Origin of the sequence: Mycolicibacterium canariasense, assembly GCF_002101555.1 — a bacterium.
In the GTDB taxonomy this organism is placed as follows: Bacteria; Actinomycetota; Actinomycetes; order Mycobacteriales; family Mycobacteriaceae; genus Mycobacterium; species Mycobacterium canariasense.
In genome coordinates, this window is record NZ_LQOL01000036.1 from 71,461 (window position 1) to 96,017 (window position 24,557).

Genomic DNA, 24,557 nt, shown 5'->3' on the forward strand with positions numbered 1-24,557 from the left:
CAAGGAGCCCGTACACCATGACCGCTGTCCACCCCGTCGCCCCGCCTCCTCTGGCCGACGTCTCCCATCCGCCGGCACTTGCGCCGGTCACGCCGATCGCTCCCATCGCGCCCGTAGTGGCGGCCCCCGTCGCGCCCGCAGTAGCGCCTGCAGTGGCGGCTCCCGTCGTGCCTGCCGTGGCACTGGCCGCACCGGTGACCGCGTCTGTCCCCGCTCCGGTCCCGGCGCCGGTCACGGCCTCTGCACCGGCACCGATTCCTGCGCCGGTTGCTCCGGATCGCACACCTCTGACGGTCGCGCCGCAGATCCACGACACCGCCCTGTCTCCGGTGGCTGAGATCGCCGCCAGCACACCGGCTCCCGCGGCTCCCGCGGTGTCTTTGCCCGCATCCCCTGACGCGCCGCCGGTGTCGTCCGTCCCGGCTCCCGCCCCGGTCACGCCCGCGGTGGCCCTGCCGGTTGCCCCGCAGGTGTTTGTCGGCGAGGTCGTCGCCGGCGTAGTCCCCGGTGCGCACCCGCTCCCGGTCGCACCGACCGCTCCTGTCCCCGCTGCCGCTCCTGTCCCCGCTGCCGCTCCTGCGCCCGTCACCGGCGAAGCAGCTGCAGCTGCAGCTGCGGCGGCCCCCAACGCCTCGGACACCGTCATCGCCTACGCCAAGCGGCACAACATCGACCTGTCCCAGATCACCGGCACCAGCCGTGGTGGGCGCATCGTTCGCCGCGACGTCGAGGCGGCGATCGCCGCACGCGCCGCTGACGTCCAGGCGACGGCTGCACCGGAGCCCACGCACACCGAGGCGGCCACAGCACCGGCACCGGCTCCAGAGGCCGTGGCGGTGACCGAGAGCCCTGTCTCGCAGCCGAATTCGGTTGCCCCGGCCGCCCCGGTTGCTCCGGTTGCTCCGGTCGCCCCGGTTGCTCCGGTCGCCCCGGTTGCTCCGGTCGCCCCGGTTGCTCCGGTCGCCCCGGTTGCTCCGGTCGCCCCCGCACCGGAACCTGCCGCTGCGGCCGAAACGGTTGCCCCGAGCGCTGAGGCTCCTGGTCCCGCTCCGGCTCCCGCACCGGCTCCCGTTCCGGCGCCGGTGCCTGCTCCTGCTCCGGTCACCGAAACCGTCGCTCCGCGGGCGACGCCGATCCCGTCACCCGCACCGGCAGGTGCCAGTGTGGAGCTGCAGGTGCCGATCGACCTGCGCGGCGGTCACGCGCTCCTCATCGAATCCACCGACGACCTCGTCGGAATGGCCCAGAACGTGCTGCCCAACTTGGCCGTGCTGAACGCGTCGCTCAAACTCACCGGTGACGGCGCCGTTCTGCTGGTCACCGTCTCCGCGATCGCGACGGTGGCCTTGTGAGCATCCCGACGCTGGCGGACATCGACATGACCGCACACTTCCCCCAGCTGCCGCCGCAGCTCTCGCCGCCCGACAGCGACGACAACGCGCTCGGCATGGTCCAGGTCCGCATCGCTCCCCTCATCGAGCCGGGACCGCTTGCACTGGCCGGCTTGACCGAGACCGTCACCGAGACCGTCCTGGACATGCAGCTCATCATCGACTACACCCTCGCGCTGGCACGGCGCACTGCTGCGCGTATCCAGCGCGGCCATGTCGACTACATCGAGCACCCCCATCAGCACCCGACCAGTGGCGTGACGTGCCTGCGCTGCGCCGTACTGGGTACCTCGCGGGATCTGACGGTGGCCAACGCACTGCTGGAGATCCTGACGCTGACCAACGCCGACGAGGAATGGAACTGCTCCTCGGATTGCACGGATACCCGCATCATTTCGCGCCTGCGCCGCCTGGCTGTCAGCGCCGCGGTGTTCGAGGAGCTGTACGGGCCGCGGTGGGGTGAGGTCATGCTGACGTGCCTGCGCATCGAAGCCGCGGACTTCCGGCTGCTGCACCACCTGGTGCGCCAGCACAACACCAGCCGGGTTCTGACCGTGCACACGCGGCAGTCGCTGTCCGCCTATCATCTGGCGACCGTCGTCTGCCCGTGGACTTCCCGCGGGGGAGGGACCGTCACTCCGATGCTGCGCGGCTCAGTCGGGATCCGGTTGGCGGTCGCGACAGCCGCGGTGGCTATCGGTGAACCGCCAGCCTGGCTGGACCATCTGCCTGCACCTGTTCTGTGACCGCGATGGCACCTGCCGCCGTGTGCGCCCCGGACTCTTCCGGATCGACCATCACGGCGGTACCCACTCCCCGCGGATTCGTCGCGCTGTCGTCGCTGAGTACAGGCGACCTGGTGTTCGGCTCCGACGGCCACCCCACCGCTGTATTCGGTACTGCCGAATCCAGCACCGGGACGGCCATCGAGTTCGGGTTCTCCGACGGTGCAACGACGTTGGCCAGCGCCGAGCAGCTGTGGCTGGCCTTCGACGCGGCAACCGCGACCGAGGACTACTACCGCAGCATCGACATCGCCACCAACCTGGCGATGCCCGATGGCACCGCACGCTGGGCGGTACGCACGGCTGGTCCGGTCGCCTACCCCGACACGGGACCGACCACGGCCGATCCGCTGACGTTTGGTCAGGCGCTGCGCAACGGGCTGGTCGAATCGGAGTCTGAGCTGCTGCCCTACCTGCTGGGCACGATCCAGGTTCGGCGAGCAGTGTTGGATGGCCTGCACGGTGTACGGCGGACATTGCCGGCGTCGGCGCCGGAAATGGCTCGAGATGCGTACGCCTCACTGGTCCGCTCGCTCGGCGGTCTCCCCGTGGTCGAGCCCGCCGGATCCGGCACTCACGCAGCTGCGCGCTTCGGCGTCCGTCGCGGCATCACCGCTGCAGCGGCGGTGGATCGGTCCGCGCCCGGCGGCCTCACGGTCGCCGCGACTGACGGGCTCTACCTCACCGGCGGCGATTACGTGCTCAGCTGCGGATCGTGGGGGCGCCCATGACCTCCACGCTGCAGGTGCCGTCGAATTATCCACTGGCGCCCCCATCAGCGGCCACCCCGCGGGCCCTGCGGCACTACCAGATCGAAGCCGCCGATGCGGTGTGGGAGGCGTTCGGCCGCCGGGTTCCCGGTCCGGCCGTTGTCCTGCCCACCGGGTCGGGGAAGACCACTGTGATCGCCGAGCTGACCCGTCGCGATGTCGTGCTCGGTGGACGGGTGCTGCTGGTGGCACACCGCAACGAGCTGATCGAGCAGATGGCCGATGCAGTGTGCGCCGTCAACCCGTCCGGTCCCGTGCCGGCCAAGATCGGCGGCCCACACCGCGGTGATGCGGATGCCCAGATCGTCTCGGCGACAGTGCAGTCCCTGCAGAGCGCCACGGCACTGACGCGGCTGGGCACGCGCGACCTCGTGATTGTCGATGAATGCCATCACGCCGTGGCACGCACCTACCGCAATGTGCTCGACCACTTCGCCGCGATGGGTGGGCGCCGGGCCGGGTTCACCGCGACGATGACACGCAACGATCCCGGTAAAGGCGAACCACCGCTGCGGATGGTGTGGCAGGAGGTGGTGTTCGAACGAGATCTGGCATGGGCCATCGAGAACGGTTTCCTGCTTCGTCCCGAAGGCGTGACCGTCGATGTCGGGCTGGACTCCTCGACGCTGACGACTGGCCGTAGCGGTGAGATCACCGATGAATCCGCCGAAGAGGCAATGCTGCGTGACACCACGCTCAATGCGACGGTCGAAGCTGTCCTCACCCGCACCGGGGGTCGCTCCACCATTGTGTTCGGCGCGTCGATGTTGCACTGCGAGCAGCTCGCGCAGTCGCTGGTAGCCCAGGGGCTGACCGCCGAAGTGGTGGTGGGCCCGACATCGGTGCGCGCCCGTGAAGGCATCTACCGGCGGTTCCGCGCCGGGGCCACACAGGTTCTGGTGACCGTCGATGTGCTCACCGAGGGCGCGGACTTCCCCCGGTGCGAGGTCGTCGTACTGGCGCGGCCCACACGCAGCCAGCCTCGCCTGGTGCAGTGCGTGGGCCGTGCGCTGCGGCCGCACACGTTCGAAGAAGGCACTGTCAAAGAGAACGCCCTCGTGATCGATCTGGTCGGTGCCGGATCGCTCGGGCTGATCGTCAAGACCAGGCTCGACGCTGAGGTCCGCGAGGAAACGGATCGGGGCCTGGGTTGTGGGTGCGCCCAGCCGTGCGCGGGCACCAGCTGTGTGCTGTCGTGCACCGGGCAGGGATGCGCCTGCCAGTGCGCCTGCGGTGACGAGCCGACCGGCGGGTCACCGATCGAACCCGAAGTTTCCTCGGTGCCGTGCACCTGTGAATGCACGCTGGCATTCGGGTTGTGCCGGTGCGGCTGCCAGTGCGACACCCACCGGGTGGACCCGCTGCGGACCTTCGATCCGGTCTCCGGTGTGCCGCAGGACCTTCCAAAGCGTCGGCACACTGATTCGACGTGGTCGGTGCGCACCGCGACGATCCGGTGGACCGCACACCCGCGCGGCATGGTCCGCCCGGTGTATCACAGCGACGGCTCCAAAGGTGTGTTGATCCTTGCCGACATGCGCGGCGTGCAGGGCACGGTGCCTGGCAAAGACTGGGCGTGCGGGTTCTACGACACCACGGCGCGGCGCATGTTCTGGATCGGTGTCGATGGGCAGTGGGCCGAACCAGGACCGCGGTGCTACCTGCAGGGGTTCGACCTGGCCAGCGCCGACAAACTGTCCCAGACGCTGTTTCCCGGCGCCCTGCGCGATGCCGCTCGAAGCGAACCCAGCCCGGCACAGGTGTCGCTGGCTCGCGCGCTCGGTGTTCCCGACGCAGACACTCTGGACCGCCGCGACCTGTCCGACATGCTCGCGCTCGCCCAGGCCGATCACTGGTTCCCCCACTTCCCCACTGCCGACGCTGTTTCCTGACCCACTACACAACCGCTCAACCGCTGTACCGCTTCCCCTTTCACCGCTGACCCGCTGACATCTCACAGAAAGACCGACACATGACCGAACTCCCAGAACCTGCTCGCACCCGGCGTGACAACGGCGGGGACGCATTCCGCGCCAAGCTCACCGACCTGGACTGGATCCGCAGTTGCAGTGCCGCCGAACTGCGACATGCTCTGCACGCCCTGTGCTGGCGGATACAGCGTGACACCGTGGACGGGTTCTGCACCGATCCGCAGGTCGCCCAGAAGGTGCTGATCGCCGCTCGCGGAGTCAACACCGAGCTGCGTTCGCGCGCTGCACTTCTGGCCGACGGCAGCGACGACCTGACCACCATGCGCAAGAGGATCTCGTCGTCGGAGGCGGTGATGCTGTCCTGCCAGATCGCGCTGGACCTGCACCATCAGCACCGCTCCGACAACCTCGGCAACGCCGCCGCGGCGGTACTTGCACGTGCCATTGCCGCGCACCGCGTCGCCCTGCACGCCGAGCCGCGGGAAGCCGACACCGCCCTGTGGCGCTCACTCGATGAGGTCGAAAGCGGTGCGAGCCCAGCTGCACGCATGCCGGAATACCCGATTGCACCGATGCCCCCGACACCGATAACGCCCGCACACTCTGCTGTCACAGGGCGCGCTCGCGTCGACCTCCCCCTCACCTCCAACGGCCGGCTCAGCCGGTCCGTGGCCTAGCAGAAGGAGTCCGATATGTCTCTGACGAGTGAACTCCATGACGAGCTGGCCCGCGTACCGGTCACTTTGCCGGGCAGCCGCGCCGCTCAGCTTGCCGCCATTCTGCGGCTGTCCGCTGACCTGCGCGTCGCCCGCGACGGTCTCGTCGTCGAAGCCGTCACCACCACAAGCGCACTGGCCCGCCACCTGCGCCGCGAGATTGCAGCTGTGCACGGCCACCTCGCTGGTGTCACCATGCACAGCGGGAGCGGGCTGCGCCGCTCCGCGTTCTACCGCGTCCGCGTTGAAGACGGTGGAACGCTGCTGGCACACCAGTGCGGCATGGTCGACCGGCGTGGGCGGCTGGTGGCCGGGCTCGCCCCGGCGGTGGTCGGCGGCTCGATCAGCGAGGTCATCGCTGTATGGCGTGGCGCCATCCTGGCTGCCGGAACCTTGCACAGCCCCGGCCGCAACACCGCACTGGACATCACATGCCCCAGCCCCGAGGCCGCCTACGCCCTGGCCAGCTGTGCCCGCCGGATCGGGTTGCAGCCCCTGGTCCGCGAATCCCGCGGCATGTCGCATGTGACGCTGCGCGATGAGGGCGACATCGGTCGGATGCTCACCCTCGTCGGTGCCAACGAGGCTCGCATCAGCTGGGAGCGCCGGGTCAGCCAGCGCGAGATGTACGCGACCGCAGCGCGGATGGCCAATCTCGACGAGGCAAACATGCGCCGCTCGGCGCGGGCCGCGGCTGTCACCGTCGACCGTGTGCTAGCAGCGCTGCAGGTGCTCGGTCCCGACGCGCCGCAGCATCTCATCTACACCGGCCGGTTGCGCACCAGTCACCGCACCGCCTCATTGGAAGAGCTTGGCCAGCTGGCCGACCCGCCAATGACCAAGGACGCGGTGGCCGGACGGTTGCGCCGACTCCTGGCGCTGGCCGACAAAGTGAGCGCCGATACCGACGCGCCGGCGCGGGGATGCCTCAAGGACATCAACCTGGTCACGGCCGGGGCGCCCTGATGAGTGCGGTCACGCGGATGGTCGCCAACGAGTTGGCAGCCGTGCCGATCAACTCGACTGTACCGCTGGCGGCCCGCCACGCCGAGACATCGGCGATGTTGCGCTTCGGCGGCGGCGTGCAGTCGTGGTCCGGCCTCACCGCAGTGACCGCGGTGTTCGGGACCCACACCGCCGCAGTCCGCTTGCGCGGGGAAATCGTTGCCCTGCACGGTCTCCACGGGACAGCGGTGGTGGTGGCCGGTTCCCACCTGTCGCGCGTACAGGTGGTGCGCGGCGGGGCGTACCTGGCGCGCCGGGTCGGTCTCTTGGACGCCGCCGGCAAGACGATCCCAGATCTGAACCTGGATCCGAACACCTGCACCTACTCCGAGGGCGCAGCGGTTCTACGCGCGGCGTTTCTGGCCCGCGGGCAGGTCAGCGTGACCGCCGCCGATGACGGTCGCAGTGACGTCCGCATGCGAGTGTCGTTGGCGTGCCCCGGACCATCCACGGCACGCTGGCTTGTTGCCTATCTGCGGCGCTGCGGCATTACCGCGCACCGGGGCCAGATTGCGGCCGACGCGCACACCGTGGAGCTTGTGCAGGTGCGCAAGTTACGCGCAGTCGGGGATCTGCTACTGACAATGGGCGCTCCAGCATCGACGCGGCGGCTTCTCGGTGACTGCATCCGCTTGCCGGGCGCGGTGGGCGCACACTGACTTGTTCCGCGGTGCGTGTGCCGTCAGCCCAGCAGGGAGCTGATGTCGAGCATGCTGCGGAGCTTGCCGCCGAGTGCGGCGTCAGCTGCGACGATCACCACGGTCGACGCCACGGCGACCAAAGCGACGGTGAGCAGCTTGCGCAGCGCCCCGGCGGCGGCCACCGCCACTGCGACGGCCGCGGCTACCGCGCTCGGCGGCCAGTGGTGCAGACCCGGTACGACTGTGGTGGCGGCACCGCCGGCGCCGGCTGACATCGCCGCTGCCAGCGCAAGGCGTTCGATTCGGGCTTTCGACAGCCGCATGGGTGCTCTCTCTTTCGATGGTGTTGTGGTCGCCATGCGCCGCGGTGTCACGTCCTGGTCATGGATGACCGTGATGGCGGCGGTGTCCGCAGCCGGCGCACCGACGCGCGAAGATCCTGAGCCTCATTGTTGCGACCGGCCCGTTCCAGTTCCTGGGCCCGGTGCAGCAGTGTGTCAGCAGCGATCTGGTCGGGAGTGCGGCCACTGTCGCTGGATGGGTTGTCCAAGTGACGTATTCAATCGAACAGGTCGCTCATATCGTCGGCGAACGGATCGGCTGCGGTGCGCGCATCTTTCTCGGCGGCAGCCGCGCGTTCGGTATCTGCCCGGGCCCGGTACTGGCTGGCAGCCTCGGCTTCGGCACGCGCACGTTCGGCGGCAGCGGCTTCGCTGTCGGTCGTGGGGATCTCGAAGCTGACCGTGGCCCCGAGACGCTCACCCCGGAATCCTGCCGCCAGCTCGGCCAGCCGCGGATCGTCAGGCTCGGCATCGGTCAGGTAGGCGATCACGGTGGAGTGCACCATCGGCTTGCGCTTGAAACCAAACTCGTCGGGCTCGGTCTCCTGCAGGATGCGCAGACGGCCGTGAGCGATGGTGGGACGGATGGGGATTCCGCGGCGGTCCAGCTCGTCTCGGACGTCGGCGGCCAGCTCATCGGTCTGCTTGTTGGGGTCGTTCTCGTAGGCGCTCAGCAGATCGAACAGCGGTGCGGTGAAGTACACCGCCAGGGTCAGTTCTCCGGTGTCAGCATTGACCGGTCGGAAGTAGGTGGGGCTCTGCGGAGCGCTCATGGTCGGGTGTGCCTTTCCTTGGCGGATGATCCCCGGGATGCTAGAACGCCGAGGCACGAGTCGCGGCACGCAACACTATCGGCATCACTGCATGCACCGATGGCGCTCGCTCGTCAATCCTCGCTCCACATGGCGACTTCACCACGGCGGCGCGAAACACAAGCCGCACAGCACAACGGCCCACACCGTTACCGGTGCGGGCCGTTGTTGGGCAGTCTGACGCTGGAGCGCTCAGCCGGCGGTCCACCAACCGAACTGAGTGATCGCCGCGTCGCGCAGGTAGGCGGTCGCCTGCTGCGCACCGTAGCCCGAGTTGGTGTCGTCGAGGGCGCGCAGCACCTTGGCGGCGTTGTCGTTGGAACCGGGCACCTGAATGGCGACACCGGTCACCGCGCTCTCACCGCGCTGGAAGCAGGTAACCAGCTCGTTGCGGATGTTCTTCTGCATGATGGTCACGTTCTGCACCTGCTCGAAGGTGCCGGTGGCCGGGTCGAGCACGATGTAGTCGACCGTCGGGGCGAGCACGTCGACCTTCTCGTACTTGCTGGCGCGGGAGGCGAGGGACAGCAAGCGGAACAGAATCGGCTTGTTGAAGTGCTCGTCGGGGATGCCTCCGCCGGAGCCGGTCGGGATGGTGCCGATGGCCGGCGCCGCCGACGGGACCAGATTCCCGTTGGCGACCGGCGCCTGGGCGACGGGCGCTGCGGCGGGCTGGGCCACCGGGAACTGTGCGACCGGGGCCTGTGCGACCGGGAACTGCGCGGCCGGCGCGGGAGCGGCAACCGGAGCCGGAGCCGCCACGGGAGCGGGAGCGGGAGCGGCAACCGGAGCGGGAGCGGCCACGGGAGCGGGAGCAGCCACGGGGACCGGGGCGGGTGCGACGGGAGCGGGGGCGGTCATGTCAGTCTCGTTTCTGTTGCTGTTGCTGTTGCTGTTTCAGTTGCTGTTGCTGATCCGGTGCGGATGCGTAACCGGTGAGCTTCCCCGCTCACAGGCTGCGGAACTCACCCGCACCGGATGGGTGAAGTTGTACTCGGCATCCCCGACAAGCAACGGCGCATGCAACAGGCTGCGCTTCGGCGTGTCGCGGCGACTAGGCCAGCGTCACCAGCGTCACGGCCACCGGTGACTCCTCGGACACCTCGCGGATGATCGCGACCGCCCTTGCGGGGTCCAGTCCACCGATACCTCCGCCTATCAGCGGAACCGCCACCGACCGGATGCCGTGCCCGACAGCCAGTTCCAGGCCAACAGTCAGTGACGACCGCAGCCACTCCTCGGTCGCGTTGGGCCCGGGATGATCCTGGCTGGCGCAGTGGATAATCGTCTTGTCCCCCGGCCCTTGCGTGCAGATCATCGCTCCGCCCGGCGGTAAGTCACCGCGCCGGGCGAGTACCTGGTACTGGTGAATTGCGTTGGGGTGTTGCAACTTCATCACAGCTGCCACGCCAGCACCGGCGACGCCTTTGCAGTTGACGCCGTGCGCGATGGCCTCAGCCGGGTGGGCGAAGAGGTCGCCGATCTCATGGGTGAAGCTCATGTGCGGTCCTTAGTGTCTATGCAACGTTCGAAGTTTCGACGTTGAGGCCAGCAGTGGTTGATGTGTGCGGGGGGTGGTAGCCGGCCGCGGATCAGGACGTGACACCGCGACGGGGACGCACCGGTCAGGCCGGTTCGTAGCGGTGTGCGGTCGCAGCGTCGATGCATACGCCGTGTCCGTGGTCGAACTCGGCGCAGACAATCGGTCCGGCGGACGGATCGTCGCGTGTGTCAGCCGGCCGGATCTCGTGCACGGTGAGCACCTTGCCCCGGTCGTCGCGGATCCGGTCGCCGACACTGGTGGCATTGACGTCCAGGCCCATCACAGCTGTGCCCTCTGGTCCGCGGTGAACTGATCCCAGGAGCGCCCGGCCAGCCCCAGCGGTGACCGGTGATCGGCGATCAGTTCGGCGGCGTAGCGGTCGCAGTCTGTCAGCTGGTCCGTGCTGGCGCCCGCGGCGATCGCTCGGTCCCTCGCCTGCAATCGCACCGCCTCGTGGCCGGTACGGTTCTCCCAGAACCGCTCATGGCTGGGGAGCCGGTCAAACCAGCAAGCGACGCTGTACTGGTCCAACGCATGCTGCAGCGCGGTGATACTCACGCCGCGCCGTTCTCGGACAGCGCGTCGCCATCTGTGCCGCCCTCACCCCCGGTCGCACCGACGGTCGGTCCCTCGTCCTCGTCGTCGGCGAGGTCCGCGCCAGCGCCTGCTCCGCCGCTGTCCCCGAGCGTGGTGGCCACCGCGACCTCGGGGTCCTCGACGTCGAGATCCGGGTGGTAGGCGTGCGCCGCAAGCACCGCGCGGAACACACCCGCACATGTGACGGTCACGATCGAGGCCGGATGCGCGCGGGTGTAGATCTCCACGGGCTCCTTGAAGACCGCCGCGATCGCACCGACTTTCTTGATGGTCTCGGCGGTGAACGCCTGCACCTTCCCCACCTTGAGCGGGGCATTGCTCATATCGTCCCCAGCGCCGCGCGCACCCAGAATCTCGCGGGCACCTTTGGCCTGCAACGTCTTGAGCACCGAACGGATCGGGAAGTCGTCGGCATCCTGCAGCGGGATGTAGTGGCGGGAGTCCGCCTCGCCCAGTGCGCCGTCGGTCAGGGTGCGCATCAGCAGCGTCGATCCCTCATCGACCACCGACAGCTCCACCTCGGTGGAGGCCTCCTTGTCCTTTTTCTTCACGGCGGAAGCCGCACCCCGGGCCGCCGACAGCAACTGGTTGGCCTGGTCGAGTGAGAACTTCACCAGCGGCAGGTCGCCGTCGCATTCGAATATCGCCTGTCCCGGACTGATGCCGTCAGAAGCGAGGAACGCCAACGAGTTCTGTGAGCCGACCTCGGCTGTCTCCACGCGTGCGGTGCCGAGCAGCACGGCGGCGTGCGTGGGGTCGTCCTTGCCGGCGAAGGCCATCACTTTCGCTGCTGACAGACCTTTGACGAACGCCTTGTTGTCGATCACGGCTGTCATCGCCGGACCACCTTTCGGTTGCTGCGGAGTGTGCGGCGGCTGCACTGCGCGAGACCGCCGACGCCGCGGTGCTCGTGTGCCCGCGGTGCGCGCAATCTAGGACCGGCGCGGGACCGCCGCGGGTCTGCGGCGCGACTGCCCCCGCGCCGGCGCCCTCACACGGTGTGCAGCAGTCAAAAGCGAGCTCAAGAGCACCCCACACGAGCCGCTATCCACCGACCGGTTCCCGCCGGGCTCCGTCACCGGGCCTTGCGTCGCCAACGTGCGTGCGTACGGGCCCGACACCTGCCGGCGCCGCGATGCTCCAACCCGCGCTCCAACCGGCACTCAGAACTTCGCTCAAACAGGCACTCAAAACCGTACTAAATCAGTGCCTCAAAGTAGTCCTCAAAATCGCTATCAGTGCCGCCGTACAGCGCATACAAGCAGCTCACCGCCGTGCCCCGGTGACGCTTCCGAATGCGCAGACGGGCATCCCCGGCGGTATACAGACCCACCACCGGGGAGCGGCCGCCCGGCGAACGTGCTGCGCGCACGACCCGAAAACGGTGCCGCGGCTGGATGCCGAATGACGGGGACGTGACAGTTCCCGAGCGCGGCCGCTGTCGCGCCGCGGAAGGGCCGCAACGGCAGCGGCGGCCACACTGCGCGGCCATGGGAACAACGAATAAGACCTCCGGCATCGTCTCTACCCTGCTGCAGCTGGCGTTGATCGGGTTGATCATGGTCGTGACCGCCGTCGTGCTGCTCGGATCACTGGCCGGCACTGCGGTTCCGGTGATCGGGCCGGCCATCTCAGCAACCCGCGAATGGATCGCAGGCAGTGGAGATGAACAGGAACCGGCCGGCAACGCAGTTCCGCCCGGCTCCGCCGGCGCGCCGATGGCTTTAGGCGGAACAAGTACCCCCAGCCCCGACCCGTCCACCCTCGTGGTCGCCCCGCAGGCATCCATGAACGGCTACGCCCGCGTACGGTTCGGTCAGGCGTGGACCGATGACGTCGATGTCGAGGGCGGGAATAACAACTGCGACACGAGGAACGACATCCTCGCCCGCGACTTGACCGCGGTGACCACACTCGACGGGTGCAAGGTCGCCTCTGGAACATTGGTCGATCCCTACACCGCGGAGATCATCGGCTTCATGCGCGGGAAAGACACCTCAGCGGCGGTACAGGTCGATCACATCGTGGCCCTGGCCAACAGCTGGGTGTCCGGGGCGTGGACGTGGGACCTGCCCGCGCTCAAGCAGATCGCCAACGACCCGCTCAACCTCTTGGCGGTCGACGGGCCAGCCAACATGGGCAAGGGTGCCAAAGCAGCTGACGAGTGGCTGCCGCCCAACCCCGCGTTCCAGTGCACCTACGTCAAACGTCAGGTCATGGTGAAGAACAAATACCGCCTCAGCGTCACGGCCCCGGAGAAAGCTGTGATGGAGCGCTTTCACGGTCAGTGCTGAGTTTCTGAGACCACAACGATCAGCGCCCGCCCCGGACTCCGGGACGGGCGCTGAGTCTTTGCGGGTGGCGTGGATCCCTATCCCGCCGCGGGCACGTCGTTGAACCGGGCGGCGACCGCATCGACATCAATGTGTGCGGTCTGCACCATCACGTGGTCTTCGGCGTCCACAATCAGGCGGCCCTGACCGGCGCGCCACCGTGCCGGTTTGAGGTGAAATGCCTGCGCGACGGGCAGACCCGAGGCCGGAGCGCCGGCCAGCTGCAGGATCGGCGCCATCAGCGACTCCCGCAGCGCGAGCAGCAGTGCCGAGGCTTTCACCCGATCGGCGAACCCGGTGCCGTCCGAGAGGATGAAGTGAACACCGAGATCGGTGCCGGTCGCCAGCAGCCTGCTCACCGATTCTCCGCCGACCTCCACTTCGTCGAACGCCGTCTTGGCCGCGTAGCCGCTGGCGATGGAGGCGAAGTTGTCGATGAACACGTAGACCTCCGGACCGGTGAAGTACGTCCGGTTGCGCAGCTGATCGGAGGTCGCGTCGTCACCGGGACGGCGCGAAACCATCAACCGCACCAGCATCTCGGCGACTGCATCAATGTCCTCGCGGCTGGCGACATACCCGGGCGGACGCTTGCGCACCTGCACCGGCTTACCGTCGGCGTCGAGAACCGTTGCGCCGCTGGAATCCACCTTGTCGACGAACTTGGCGCGTTGCATGTACCCGCGCTCGTAGAGGCGGTCGCGTTCGCCGAGCATCTGACGCAGGGGATCGATGACGATGATCACCGCATCCTTGGGAGCGAACTGACGCATCACGGATTCCATGACCGAGCGCAGCACATTGCTCTTGCCCGACTCCTTCTCTCCGTACACCAGCAGGTTCTGAGAGAAATTCGGCACCGGCGCCAAGGCCAAGGTGTCCATGCGGCTACCCAACGGCATGATGGTGCGTGCCGGATGCCGACCGAAATCGACCATCGGCTCGAACACCGACCAGATCGTCTCGTAATCGATCACCGCATCCGCCGGCAGCACCGCGGGCACCTTCTCCTCGGCGTAAACGGCTGCGAGGTCCCCGCACAGCATGCGGATCTCCTCACCGTGATCGACCACATCGAACACCGGCATGCCTTTGTCCTCGCGGTCCGGCTCGATCGCCCGGTTGATCGGGACAACCGTGCGCGCCTGCAGCGAAGTGGCCGCATCGAACGACCGCCCCGGCTGATCCAGCGGGATACGGTCGGCCAGTGTCATGCGCACCTCCGGCGGCACCTTGGCGCCGGAGTAATCGGTTGAGGGGAGCTGCACTCCGCCTTTGACCTCCACCGAGTAATGCGTCACGTTGCCGGCGTTGGCCGAGCCCTGTGAGTCGGCGGTGTAGACCAGATGCACCCCGACCGCGCCACCGCCGTCGAGAATCGGGCGCAGCAGCTTGGCCCGTTCCTGGCGATCCTCGCCGAGGAACTCGCCGATGCCGTCGATGGCAACAATCACGTAGCCGTACGGATCGCCAGGCACCGGGTCCTGATCTTTGGACGCCAGATACGCGTCCATGGACGGGACTTCGCGGTCCACCATGACCTCGCGGCGCAGATCGATCAGCCGCTGCGATTCGCCAAGGATCCGCGCCACCGTTTCGCCGTCACCGGGACGAGCGTATGCCGCCACGTTCGGGCTGTTGCGGACCTCCCCCAGTTTGCCGGTGCCGTAGTCCGCCAGCATGAACGCCAGCCGCGACGGGCCGTGCTGAACACAGCCGCAGATCACCAGCGTCTGCAGCAGCGTGGTGCGCCCGGACTTGCCGGCCCCGGCGATCACCTGATGCGCCACGCTGCCACCGAAGTCGATCATCCACGGAAGGCGGGTGTGCTTCTCGGGGGCGTCGAGGTCGCCGATACGGATACGCAGCCCCTGCTGCTGGCGCTGCAGTCCACCCAGCGTCGGAAGGCTCAGCGGTTCCCGCAGTGAAGGCTTCCACAGATCCAGAGTCCGCATGTCACGCAGCCGCGACACCTTCTCCAGGAGCACATCGGCCATCTTCTCGCCCAGCTGCTCCTCACGCGTCTCGACTACCTCGCCCTCGATCACGGGGGTGAAGCCGCGCTCGGTGAACAGCGTGAACGGAACCACCGGATCCGCCACCACGTCGTGGCTGTCGTTGACGGTCCGGGCCCGTTCGATCACGGTGCGCCGGATGTAGGGAGCTTCGTGGTGGAACGCGGCCACTTCCACTGGGCCGTGGTCGGAGGAAAACTTGCGCAGGATCTTGCCTTTGAGCTTGCCGCCGACCATCGTGGCCGCTGCGTCGGTGCCGATCATCGCGATCGAGTGCTGCGGGGAGTTGACCGAAAGCGAGTACCGGAAGCTCAGGTGTTCGAAAAGATCACCGAGCACCGACTTGTCGATGAACTGGCTGCACATCACCAGGTGCATGCCCAGCGAGCGGCCGACGCGACCGACGCGGGTCAGCAGCTCGAGGTAGCCCGGCCGGTCTTTGAGAAATTCGCCGAACTCGTCGATGATGACGATCAGATCAGGCAGTGAAGGCCAGTCCGGATCGTTGGGGTGCTTCTGCTGCTGTTCGCGATACTCGAAGATGTCCTTGCACCGCCTCTGGGTCGTGATGAACTCTTCGCGACGGTCCACCTCACCGTTGATCACCGCGCCGAGCCGGTCCACCAGCTCCATGGCGTTCTCCAGATTGGAGATCGACGCCACCGTGTGTGGCAGGTTCTCCATCCCCAGGAACGTCGCACCACCTTTGAAGTCGGCCAGGATCAGCGCCACCTTGTCCGGACCGTAGATGGCCACCAGCGCCAGCACGATGGCGCGCAGGAAATACGACTTACCCGAACCGGTGCGCCCAGCCACGGCGCCGTGGGGACCGTTGCCGCTGCGGTTCTCCTCATAGAAGTTCACGTAGCTCAGCTCCGGGGTCAGCACATCCCCGGCACGCTGATAGCCGAACGGCACTTTGATCTCATCAGTGAAGGCGTTGCGCTTCCAGACCTCGATGACGTCGTGAGTCTCGATGTCACCGATCTGCAGCGCCTCGAAGAAGTCCGCGATGTGCTCAGGTGTGTCATCGACCACCGCGCCGCCGACACCGTAGTTGCGCGGCCGGAACATGTACATCGCCCGGGCGAACGTCTCCGCTGCGACGACCGACACCGAATCGGCTGCAGCGGCATCGAAGTCCTCCACCGTGGAGACCCGACCGTCGCGCAGCAGGATGCGGCTCTTGAGATCAGAGACCAGATCGGTGCCGTACCGAACCACCAGCCAGGTCATTCCCGTCACACCGCCGGCCATGTTCGCCGGCCATGACACGACCGCGTTGGGGGTGTCAATGATCAGCAGCAGATGCGGGGGCTTGGCGCCCTCGGCGGGGTCCCGCATCCGCTCGATCTGGGCGGCATGGCGTACCGCGAACTCATCGAGGCTGCGCCAACTCAGCTGCCGCGCGCCCAGTCCCTTCTCGACTTTGGTCACATCCTCGTTGTGGGCCAGCCACTTCAACCATTCCCACTCCTGCGGATCCTCGGTGACCACCCCGATGTTCAGGTCGCTTGGCTTGTGGTTGAACGCCAATGACATCAGCATTGCCCGGACCAGACCACCGCGGTCGGCGGATTCCTCGCCGCGCAGCGCATAGGCCGGGAACTCGTTGAGGCGGACGTCGATCGGCAGGTTGGCCACCACCGACAGCGTCTGCATCGCCCGCTCGTAGCGCACCATCGTGGTGGGTTCCAGCATTTCGGGAACCACATCGGGAGCGGGGATCAGCTTCGGATACAGCGGCGCCATCCCGATGCCGATTCGCGCCCGCAGATACGGGTTGGACGTCAGATTCCGGACGTCGGGGTCGGTTTCGTCTTCGGGGGCAACCACTCTGCCGATTTCCGGGTTCGGGTCGGCCTGCCACATGTCGTCGGTGCCCACCAGTGACAGAAGATCCCCCGGATGCGGGAAACAGGCGGTACGCAGATCGTGCATTGCCCGGCCCTGCTCGTAGACCTCGGCGCGCTGCTCCCGCAGCTCCAGGTCGTACTCTTCGATCTCCTGCTCGATGTCGTTGTTGGTGGAATTCTGCCCGCGCATCTGCGTGAGCATCATGACCAGCATCATCAACATCATCGGCATCGTGAACAGCATCGAGGTGAGCGCGCGGGCGCCCAGAAGCGCGAACATGACGAACATGCCGAGCATCGCCAGGATCATCACGAACGGCAACGCCTTCATCCACAACGGCCGGCGGTCCGGCTGCGGCGCGGCCAGCGGTTCTTTGATCTGCACACCGGTCGGCGCCAGCGACACCGCCGGCCGGGGCGGCGCCCGGAAAATCGAAAACATCAGATGAGTCCTTTCAGTGGGGATCAGGCGCCGGGCTCGGCGGCGAGATCGGCTTCGGGGTCGGCTTCGGGGTCGGCTTCGGTGACCGGCTCGTCGCTCGGTTGCGAGTCGGGCTCGGGTGGCCGCTGACCTTTACTGGTCGGAGGATTGGGCACCTGTGAGTGCGGTACAAGCGTTCCCTGCATCACCTGTGCGTTCTTGATCGACAAGGTGGCTCCCGGTGCGTAAAGCTTGGCCACTGCCCACGGGATCGGGGTTGGTGCGATGGTGTCGAATCCCAGCGCCTTGACCGTGGGGTCATAGGACACCTCACCGGCCGAAGATCCGACCACCGCATCTATCGGGTACCGGGTGCCGTTCGGATCGATCCACATCAGCTGCTCGGCTGCCACGGAATCGGTGGCATCACCGGTGGTGCGGGCATACCAGCCGAACCCGGGCAACGTGATCGAATCTGAGGCCTGTTCAGCGGTTCCGTCGTTGGGAAGCAGGTTCACCGCCGACGCGCGTCCCGCTTCGGTCAGCGGCATCCGCGCGTTGGTGAAGATCCGCGTCGAAGCAGTCAGTTCGCCACGGGATTTCGCCCAGCTCCAGCACAGTGCCGGCTCGGCGATCATGGTCGGCACCGCCGACGGGAAACGGGAATCATCGACGATGGTCACGTGCGGCTGAGCCTGTACCGTGGCCGGATCGTCGACGAGCCGCTGTGCCGAGCCGGTGTTGATCATCATCTGGGCCAGCACCGGGGAGACCTGCTGCACCCCGGAGGATCCGACCAGATAGAACGAGCGAGCGCCGGAGGCAGTGGCCACGGTCAGCACGTCTCCGATCGCCGACCCGGTTACCACGGGGCTGGGCTGTCCGCGGTCGACGAGCGCCGGCGCGGTGAGCACCGGTGACGGGCTGATCGCTCCAAGCAGCGCCGAGGAGACGGTCACCGCCGTATCGATCAGCGCCGGGGTCAGACCGAGCGCTGCCTGCGCGGCGTAGTCGGTGCGGCCAACCTCGGCTCGCGTGTCGCGGTAGAGCAACCACAGCTTGGACGGGTCGGTCACCGGCTTGACCAACACTGCGCGGTTGTCACCGAGATCGGTTCCGCCGTCGAGCATGTCCGAGCCGGCGATCACCGCGGTGGTGATGTCGCCGGAACGCAGCAGCGACAGCGGGACGGCGGTGTCGCGCCAGTCGCACACCGTCCATGTCGCGGTGTCGTCGGTGCGCGGCGTGAGCAGGTTGGGCGCGTTCGGAATCCCCATGAGGGGCCCGGTCGGCATGCTGCGTAGCGCGGTGTCGGTGACAACTTTGGCTTCGTCGGGGTTGCCGACGATCAACCTCGCGGATGCGAGGTTGGTCACCGGGTGCAGGCGGCCGTTGAACTGAACGAACATGCCTCCGCTTCGGGTGGTCATGATCGACGCGACACCGGCATCAGGCTTGGGACTGATCAACGACGCGACGAATGCTGCGACCAGGATCAGCACCCCGAACACCATGCCGACGCTCATGCCGCCGCGAAGCCGGGTCAGCGGCGAACCGAGCCCGCGCACGTCCTGGCGTGAGAGCGCCTCGTCCACGCGATTGAGTTCGCGCTTGAACCCCTTGATCTGGCGTGGGGTTGTCAGATACCACGGCACCTGATGTCTCCTTGCTTGTCCGGCCCGCAGCTGCTCGCGGGACCTTGTCGGCTCCGAGGGTGGCCAATCGGCAAAAGAACACGCCGCTGGGGCGCGACTGGGCCCCGGCCTGCGCCGGCGTCCCTCGGCGTGTCTGCCGCAGCTGTCCGGAGAGTCGTCTGCGATCGATACGGTGCGCGCATGAATAGCAGCAGCCGCCGGTTCAGCTGCGCCCCTGCGGTGATCGGCGCCGATTCCACCGTCGGGTTCGGTGACGCCGGCCCGGACACCGACTGGCTGAGCGGCCACGAGCGCAACGCGCGTGCCGCCGGTCAGACTCTGCGGGCGGATGCGTTGGCATGGCTGATCGCGGAGTTCGATCTGCGGGTGGTGCTGTTCCCCGGGGCGACCGCCGTCGACGTTGACCCGGACGTGCGGCCACGGGTGTGCGCGGTGGTGGGCAGTTACCGGTTCTTCGAATTCGCTGCGGCCAGAGAGGAACGGCGAGCCCACCGCGGCGCGGTGCTCACCGAGCACAGATTGATCCGCGAGCACGGATTCGCTTATAGCGCCGGCTACAGCGACCAGAACCCGACCTACGACAAGGTCGCAGCCGACGAGATCCATGCCTGCATGGGCAACTTCCTGGGCGTGGTCGGGTACGCCCCCGAGTTCGATGCGGCACCGGCGCTGTCTCGCTGGACCGACACCGTCGACAGCGACGTCCCCGAGGAACTGCAGGAGTTCACCGCGGAATACCTCGCGACGTTGCGGGCGATCGAGGAGCTTCCGGCATCCCACACCGAGGCGTTGCAGGCGTACTCGCGGGCGCTGGCCGCCGTGTACAGCGCCCCGACGGCGCAATTCGAGGCCGCGGCTGGGCGTGCACACGCGTGGCACGTGGTGCTCCGTGACGAACGGTGCCGGTCCGTCCCAGAGGCGCAGGCAGCAGCGCGCGACTGACACAGGCCAGCCGACGGTATTCAGCCATGGCCGGCCAGTCAACGCAAGGCCGCGTCACCGGCACCCAGACGCATGAACACCGGCACGCCGAATCCGGCTTGCGCGATGCAGCGCCAGACCGTCACACAACTTCTCCTGCTATTCTCCATTTTAGAGAACTATGTGAGGAGGAGTCATGGGCGACAACACCAACGGCACCATTGCCGAGCCACTGCGCTACAGCAGCACCGTCACCGACGTCGCGATCGGCGCAGCCATCCGCCGGCGGCGTACCGGCGCACGGATGCAGCTCGACAAGCTCGCCGACAAAGCCGGGGTGAACCTCAAAGTCATGTCACGCATCGAACTGGGTCAGCGGCCCTGCCGGGTGCCGGAAATGGTCAGCATTGCGCGGGCTCTGCGGCTGTCACCTCAGACGCTGATCAAAGAGGCCACCGAGATCCAGGCGGCCGGCGCCGCCGCCAGCCAGGCCAGCTGATCACTATGCATATAGCCACGCCGCGCCGAGCCACCGCGACTGGTCCGACACTCGGCGGGATCGGTCAGCTCGGACTCGCGCTCGTGGATCTGCTGCTGTCGCCGTCGCTGCCAGCCAGGCCGTGTCCACAGTGTGGGGCACCGATTCCCGGCGGGCCGAAGCCGTGGCCGAGCTGCTGCACAACGGACGTGACAGTCGCTGGCGGCTGCGCCGCTGTGGATCGAACTCGCGGGTGCCCAGGCACCGGCGATCCGTGCTGACGCACTTGCATATACTTCACGCCGCCGCTGAGCCAACCGAACAGGAGCAGTACATGCCGCTACGGACGTTTCTCGGACTGGTGGGTGCCGTCGGCCTCATCGCCGGAGCGCTGGCCCTCCTGCTCCCGATCAACCTCCATGACGAAGCCACATCCAGCGAGGTGCGGTGCAGCCAACCGTTCTCCATCGAACTCAGCCATGCGCGGCTCCTGGACAAAGAGAGCGCCGAGAGCTGGCGTAACCGGACTCCGACCGATCACGTGGGTGAGTGCAAGTCCGCAGCCACGTTCCGGAAAGCGTGGGGCACCCCCGCACTGATCATTGGTGGGATCCTGCTCGCCGGAGCCGTCCTCGTCCGTCCCGCCGGCACGCCCAAAACCGCTGAGCCACCGGCGGCGAACAACTCCTGAGCACCTCACCACGAACGCTGGCTTGATTGGACGCAGCGGAAGCAGGTTTCGGTTCACCGAATTCGTGCGTAGTCGACGCGACGCACTCCGCGGTGGCAACGCCTGACCGAGGCGGGATGTCAGCAACACGTGATAAAGCTGAACCCGTGGGGAAGACATATTTGGTGCATGAGGTGCAACCTGCCGACACCACCGACGCCGCCCTCCTGATCTCCGCGCACACAGGACTCAGCCAGCCGGCGGCACAGAGGATCGCAGAGGATCGCAGCACTCTCGTCGCCGTCACACCCGACGGGGAGGTCTGCGGCGTGCTCGGCGCCGGCCAGCCCACCGCCACGACTCTGCGCGTCCTGCGCGAGCAACGCGGGCAAGCGTTCGACCCGTCAATCGTGCCGTGGTGGAAGATCCACGCCCTCGCCGTCGCCGAAAAGCACCGCCGCGCCGGGATCGCGCGATCCCTACTGGCAGAAACGGTGCGGCGCCTCCCGCGCCGACACGTAGGCCTCTACGGCAACGTCGAGAACCACCGCCGCGAATCCATCAACTGGTATCGGCGCCAAGGGTTCTACATAGGCCCCTTCTCGGGCCTCACGCCCACCGAACGCGCTGGAGGCGCTGGTGGAATTCGTGTGCAGCCGATCGACGGCGAGACAATCTTCCGGGGATACCGCAGCACGCTGCGCGAGCATCTTGCCAACCGCGAACACCCCAACTGGGAGCTGAGAACAGCCCGCGCCGAATTCACACGATGGCGCACCGCAATCAGCCAAACCCAGCCCCCCGCAGCCGACCTCGGATACCGGCTCTATGCGCGCATCATCGCCACACAGATCGATCCATCCACCTGTCTTCACGCGGCGTTTGGCCCGCGCCCGCTGATGGTGATCGGCTGGGACCCGGACCACACACGCGCGTGCTGGGAGTGCGCCGAACGACAGGCGCTGCGGGTGGAGCGGTTCGACAGCGCCACACTCTGCGACGCGTGCGGACAACATCAACCCGACGTTCACGTCTCCTGGGCATCCGACGAAGACCAGCAGCTCATCGTCTACGCCGGACTGTGCCCGCCATGCCGCCGCGGCGATCGGGAGCCATCGCCACATCGACCCCGCTCGCACGGATCCAAGTAGTTCTACCGATTCGTGACGCCGCTGCTTTGACTGACGATGGAACCATGAGTCAGGAACAGGCCCGAGACCGCGCCGTGCTGCTGTCGATCACCGCTCTCGCCGCGATGGCCATCGCCTACCTGCTGATCTGGGCGGTGCTGCGCGACCCCGACATGACCGACAAGCTCATGAACGGCATCGCGCCACCGGGTACTGCCGTGGTCGGCAACCGGGTCGCGGTGATCGGCGGAATCATCGCCGCGCTCGGTGCGTGGACAGCCGCGATCACCAGCCGGCGGGTGATCCCGGTGCTGCTGGTGGTGCTCGCCTCGGTGCCGTTCGCGCCGATGACACTGTTCACGCTGGCGCTGGCGTTCGACGGCTGAGGACGCCGCGGCGCACAGCCGTACTGCTGGGCAGCACGCGGGTTCCCGGCGCTGCTTCGCGCAAATCAGACGGGACACCGACGACTTCGACGTCACTCACCCCGCCAGGCCGGCACTCGACAGCCGGGCCATGATCAGATCAAGGTCGGCCGCAGAACCTTTGTAGCTTGCAGGGATGTTCGGTCCCCGATATGTGCTTGCATGTAAGGGTCCAAGGACTGCCTCTGCATGTTTCCACGTGGTCATCTCGCTCACGCGCTCGAATTCGCCGCCGCCGAACATCTGGTAGGCGATCCAACCCCGGCAATCACCGATTGTCGGGTTGCCCGGCTCTTCGTCGAAGATGAGAAGCCCCCGGCGTCCACGCCTGTCGAACACTTTTGTTCCGCCTGCAAAGTCACGGTAGGTCATGGCTCTCGATTCTCTCATCGGCCTTCACGGCGGTGTCCGCGGAAAGGGCGTGTCGACCCGCTGCGCCAGCAGCCAGCCGCCCAGTTCCAGAACCCCGTCCCCGCAAGTCCACAGCGGGCTGCCTGTCCGAGGACGGCGCCATGCCCGCCAGCCCCGCGCACTGACGCTTTCGCGCTTGCTCGACAACCGAGGGTTCAAGCGTCCTGAGCCGCCAGGTCGGCCGGGCGTCGAATTGGCGCACAGCGCCCACATCCGGCGGGCATAGGCTCGGAACCAGGCAGACTCGCAGCACGTCCCGCGAGCGTCACGCCTCCCGACCGGGCGTCCCTGTGGCGCGCCACCCGCGCTGCGGTCCAAACCCACCACGAAAGCAGATGGAGTTCCGACACCATGAACCGTCCGAAAACTCTTCTCCGCCAACTGGTCACCGCTGCCATTCTGACGCTCGCCGCGACGACAGCCGTGGCGTGCGGCACCGAGGAGAAGCCGCTCACCATCGACGAGATGCGCAACATTTTCGCCGACAAGACCCTGCCCGCCCCGGCGTCACCGTGGTCGAACATGGCGCCCGTCGGCGACGACAGCGCATGCGCCACATCGGAATCGGCGATGGTCGACGTGCCTGCCCGCAGCGCCCTTGAGCCGCAGCTGCGGCTGCCCGAGCCGCAAGGCTGGACACGGTTCACCCAGCTCGACAGCGAACTGATCCGATACGCCCTGGTCAACCGATCTTTGATCGCCGAGCAGTTCGCGCCCAACATCGTCATCACCATCGAGGCCGCGCCGCCGGGTGATGCGCAGACCGTCTACGGCCAGGCCCAACAGAACCTCACCCGCATCGCCGGCGCCAAAGACATGAGCACCGAAGCAGTCACCGTCTGCGGCCTGCCCGCTGAGAAGCTCCAGTTCCGTACCCCGAGCATGGGCGCACCCGGACCCGACCAGCACGTCCAGGCACTGCAGATCCTCACCACCAGCGGCACCCAGCCCTACCTCGTCACCGCCACCGTGCAGACCAAAGACCCCGACAACCCCACCTACCAGCGCGACGCCGGCCTGCTCCTGACTGGGCTGCAGGTGCTGGCGCCGACGACGAATCAGTAGGTGCGGGGCGGCGCGATTTTCACACGTAGAGACGCCGCCCCAGCTCGGTGAAATCCACCTCGACCATGTCTTGGTCGCGCGTCACCTCGCAGTAGCCGAGCCGGCGAAGTTCCTCCAACGCCTCCCACGGCGGCCCCTCGTGACGCAGGGACCACCCGATCGCCGTCGGCGGGCCGTCGTGATGGTGGTCGACGAGTTGGTCGAGGATGCGGACGGCCGCGGGGCTCGGCGGTGGCGGTTCGGGCGCGGGCGCGGGACGGTCGCTTCTGCGCCACGGGAACCACCTCATTGGTGGAACTGTAGGCGGGGCGCTGACGACCGACACTGCGCCGGCCATCTGGATGCCGCTGGCTGCGTGGTACCGGTGCAGTCTCGGGAACCCGCGCTCAACGTCGAATGGTCCGCCGAGGGTGTGAGGCTGCGACAACAGCTTCACGTCGAGCACCGGCCACACCCGGTGACCGGCGCTCCCCGCACCACGACATTCTTCGCGGCCGACACCACAGCCCAGACGCCGCCAGGCGTGGACTCACGAGGTCGTCGGTGACGGCACAGACGCTGGCATGGTTGAGGTGAGCCCTTCGTAGTGGTCCAGTCGTTGTGCGACTCTGTTGCCCGGTCTGCGGGCAAGGAAGAATCAACAAC

The 24,557-nt window shown here is 67.3% G+C and carries 25 protein-coding genes; 14 read left to right on the forward strand and 11 right to left on the reverse strand.

Going from position 1 to position 24,557, the window contains the following annotated elements; genetic code table 11:
- Positions 1 to 17: 17 nt before the first annotated feature.
- From AWB94_RS07295 to AWB94_RS07325, 7 genes are all read left to right on the forward strand, one after another.
- The gene (locus tag AWB94_RS07295) at positions 18 to 1,352 is read left to right on the forward strand and encodes an E3 binding domain-containing protein (protein WP_085122408.1); all 1,335 of its coding nucleotides are present in this window, start codon (positions 18 to 20) and stop codon (positions 1,350 to 1,352) included.
- Entirely contained in the window at positions 1,349 to 2,137 is a 789-nt protein-coding gene (locus AWB94_RS07300) for a hypothetical protein (RefSeq protein ID WP_062656861.1), read from the forward strand. Before AWB94_RS07295 ends, AWB94_RS07300 begins: the two co-directional genes overlap by 4 nt.
- 5 nt (positions 2,138 to 2,142) lie before the next feature.
- Positions 2,143 to 2,907 (forward strand): hypothetical protein, encoded by a 765-nt coding sequence (locus AWB94_RS07305; RefSeq protein ID WP_064961298.1) that lies wholly within the window; start codon positions 2,143 to 2,145, stop codon positions 2,905 to 2,907.
- Positions 2,904 to 4,838, forward strand: a complete 1,935-nt coding sequence (locus AWB94_RS07310; RefSeq protein WP_062656871.1) for a DEAD/DEAH box helicase — start codon at positions 2,904 to 2,906, stop codon at positions 4,836 to 4,838. Before AWB94_RS07305 ends, AWB94_RS07310 begins: the two co-directional genes overlap by 4 nt.
- Positions 4,839 to 4,918: 80 nt before the next feature.
- Positions 4,919 to 5,554 (forward strand): hypothetical protein, encoded by a 636-nt coding sequence (locus AWB94_RS07315; protein ID WP_036372449.1) that lies wholly within the window; start codon positions 4,919 to 4,921, stop codon positions 5,552 to 5,554.
- Between the two features lie 15 nt (positions 5,555 to 5,569).
- Entirely contained in the window at positions 5,570 to 6,559 is a 990-nt protein-coding gene (whiA, locus tag AWB94_RS07320) for a DNA-binding protein WhiA (RefSeq protein ID WP_036372448.1), read from the forward strand.
- The gene (locus AWB94_RS07325) at positions 6,559 to 7,257 is read left to right on the forward strand and encodes a hypothetical protein (protein ID WP_062656863.1); all 699 of its coding nucleotides are present in this window, start codon (positions 6,559 to 6,561) and stop codon (positions 7,255 to 7,257) included. The genes whiA and AWB94_RS07325 overlap by 1 nt, the downstream gene beginning before the upstream one ends.
- Positions 7,258 to 7,280: 23 nt before the next feature.
- Here AWB94_RS07325 and AWB94_RS07330 read toward each other — a convergent pair whose 3' ends face one another.
- The 7 genes from AWB94_RS07330 to AWB94_RS07360 all read right to left on the reverse strand — a co-directional run bounded on the left by AWB94_RS07330 (position 7,281) and on the right by AWB94_RS07360 (position 11,368).
- A complete protein-coding gene (locus tag AWB94_RS07330) occupies positions 7,281 to 7,562 on the reverse strand; it encodes a hypothetical protein (RefSeq protein WP_036372443.1) in 282 nt (93 codons plus the stop codon).
- A 236-nt stretch (positions 7,563 to 7,798) separates the two neighbouring features.
- Positions 7,799 to 8,353, reverse strand: coding sequence for a hypothetical protein (locus AWB94_RS07335; RefSeq protein ID WP_062656864.1), 555 nt, complete (start codon positions 8,351 to 8,353; stop codon positions 7,799 to 7,801).
- A gap of 231 nt (positions 8,354 to 8,584) precedes the next feature.
- Entirely contained in the window at positions 8,585 to 9,253 is a 669-nt protein-coding gene (locus tag AWB94_RS07340) for a hypothetical protein (protein ID WP_230022549.1), read from the reverse strand.
- A 193-nt stretch (positions 9,254 to 9,446) separates the two neighbouring features.
- Positions 9,447 to 9,893 (reverse strand): macro domain-containing protein, encoded by a 447-nt coding sequence (locus AWB94_RS07345; RefSeq protein ID WP_036439639.1) that lies wholly within the window; start codon positions 9,891 to 9,893, stop codon positions 9,447 to 9,449.
- 124 nt (positions 9,894 to 10,017) lie between these two features.
- Complete coding sequence (locus AWB94_RS07350) at positions 10,018 to 10,215, reverse strand: hypothetical protein (RefSeq protein WP_036439637.1); 198 nt, start codon at positions 10,213 to 10,215, stop codon at positions 10,018 to 10,020.
- Positions 10,215 to 10,493 carry a hypothetical protein gene (locus AWB94_RS07355; RefSeq protein WP_036439635.1) on the reverse strand — a complete coding sequence of 93 codons (279 nt, stop codon included), beginning with the start codon at positions 10,491 to 10,493 and terminating at the stop codon, positions 10,215 to 10,217. The genes AWB94_RS07350 and AWB94_RS07355 overlap by 1 nt, the downstream gene beginning before the upstream one ends.
- The gene (locus AWB94_RS07360) at positions 10,490 to 11,368 is read right to left on the reverse strand and encodes a hypothetical protein (RefSeq protein WP_230022551.1); all 879 of its coding nucleotides are present in this window, start codon (positions 11,366 to 11,368) and stop codon (positions 10,490 to 10,492) included. The genes AWB94_RS07355 and AWB94_RS07360 overlap by 4 nt, the downstream gene beginning before the upstream one ends.
- A gap of 654 nt (positions 11,369 to 12,022) precedes the next feature.
- Between AWB94_RS07360 and AWB94_RS07365 the strand changes: the two genes are divergently transcribed.
- Positions 12,023 to 12,826: an HNH endonuclease family protein gene (locus AWB94_RS07365; RefSeq protein ID WP_036439633.1), complete on the forward strand. Its 804-nt coding sequence runs from the start codon at positions 12,023 to 12,025 to the stop codon at positions 12,824 to 12,826.
- Between the two features lie 77 nt (positions 12,827 to 12,903).
- On the opposite strand, the gene AWB94_RS07370 is transcribed toward AWB94_RS07365, so the two are convergent.
- Both AWB94_RS07370 and eccB read right to left on the reverse strand, forming a co-directional pair.
- Positions 12,904 to 17,178, reverse strand: a complete 4,275-nt coding sequence (locus tag AWB94_RS07370; protein ID WP_036439631.1) for an FtsK/SpoIIIE domain-containing protein — start codon at positions 17,176 to 17,178, stop codon at positions 12,904 to 12,906.
- Positions 17,179 to 17,201: 23 nt separating this feature from the next.
- Entirely contained in the window at positions 17,202 to 18,812 is a 1,611-nt protein-coding gene (gene eccB, locus AWB94_RS07375; RefSeq protein WP_230022553.1) for a type VII secretion protein EccB, read from the reverse strand.
- Positions 18,813 to 18,992: 180 nt separating this feature from the next.
- On the opposite strand from eccB, the gene AWB94_RS35720 reads away from it, so the two are divergent.
- The 5 genes from AWB94_RS35720 (at position 18,993) to AWB94_RS07400 (ending at position 22,397) form a co-directional block, all read left to right on the forward strand.
- Positions 18,993 to 19,754: a hypothetical protein gene (locus tag AWB94_RS35720; RefSeq protein WP_036439629.1), complete on the forward strand. Its 762-nt coding sequence runs from the start codon at positions 18,993 to 18,995 to the stop codon at positions 19,752 to 19,754.
- 175 nt (positions 19,755 to 19,929) lie between these two features.
- On the forward strand, positions 19,930 to 20,232 hold the full coding sequence (locus AWB94_RS07385) for a helix-turn-helix domain-containing protein (RefSeq protein ID WP_051579170.1): 303 nt from the start codon (positions 19,930 to 19,932) through the stop codon (positions 20,230 to 20,232).
- A 313-nt stretch (positions 20,233 to 20,545) separates the two neighbouring features.
- Positions 20,546 to 20,902, forward strand: a complete 357-nt coding sequence (locus tag AWB94_RS07390; protein WP_131524832.1) for a hypothetical protein — start codon at positions 20,546 to 20,548, stop codon at positions 20,900 to 20,902.
- Positions 20,903 to 21,075: 173 nt separating this feature from the next.
- Positions 21,076 to 22,032, forward strand: coding sequence for a GNAT family N-acetyltransferase (locus AWB94_RS07395; protein ID WP_163642402.1), 957 nt, complete (start codon positions 21,076 to 21,078; stop codon positions 22,030 to 22,032).
- A 44-nt stretch (positions 22,033 to 22,076) separates the two neighbouring features.
- On the forward strand, positions 22,077 to 22,397 hold the full coding sequence (locus tag AWB94_RS07400) for a hypothetical protein (protein WP_036439623.1): 321 nt from the start codon (positions 22,077 to 22,079) through the stop codon (positions 22,395 to 22,397).
- A gap of 96 nt (positions 22,398 to 22,493) precedes the next feature.
- Here the strand turns inward: AWB94_RS07400 and AWB94_RS07405 are convergent, their stop codons facing one another.
- Positions 22,494 to 22,808 carry a hypothetical protein gene (locus AWB94_RS07405; protein ID WP_036439621.1) on the reverse strand — a complete coding sequence of 105 codons (315 nt, stop codon included), beginning with the start codon at positions 22,806 to 22,808 and terminating at the stop codon, positions 22,494 to 22,496.
- Positions 22,809 to 23,198: 390 nt separating this feature from the next.
- On the opposite strand from AWB94_RS07405, the gene AWB94_RS07410 reads away from it, so the two are divergent.
- Positions 23,199 to 23,912, forward strand: coding sequence for a hypothetical protein (locus AWB94_RS07410; protein WP_051579169.1), 714 nt, complete (start codon positions 23,199 to 23,201; stop codon positions 23,910 to 23,912).
- A 19-nt stretch (positions 23,913 to 23,931) separates the two neighbouring features.
- On the opposite strand, the gene AWB94_RS07415 is transcribed toward AWB94_RS07410, so the two are convergent.
- Positions 23,932 to 24,120 (reverse strand): hypothetical protein, encoded by a 189-nt coding sequence (locus AWB94_RS07415; protein ID WP_036376916.1) that lies wholly within the window; start codon positions 24,118 to 24,120, stop codon positions 23,932 to 23,934.
- Positions 24,121 to 24,557 lie beyond the last annotated feature (437 nt).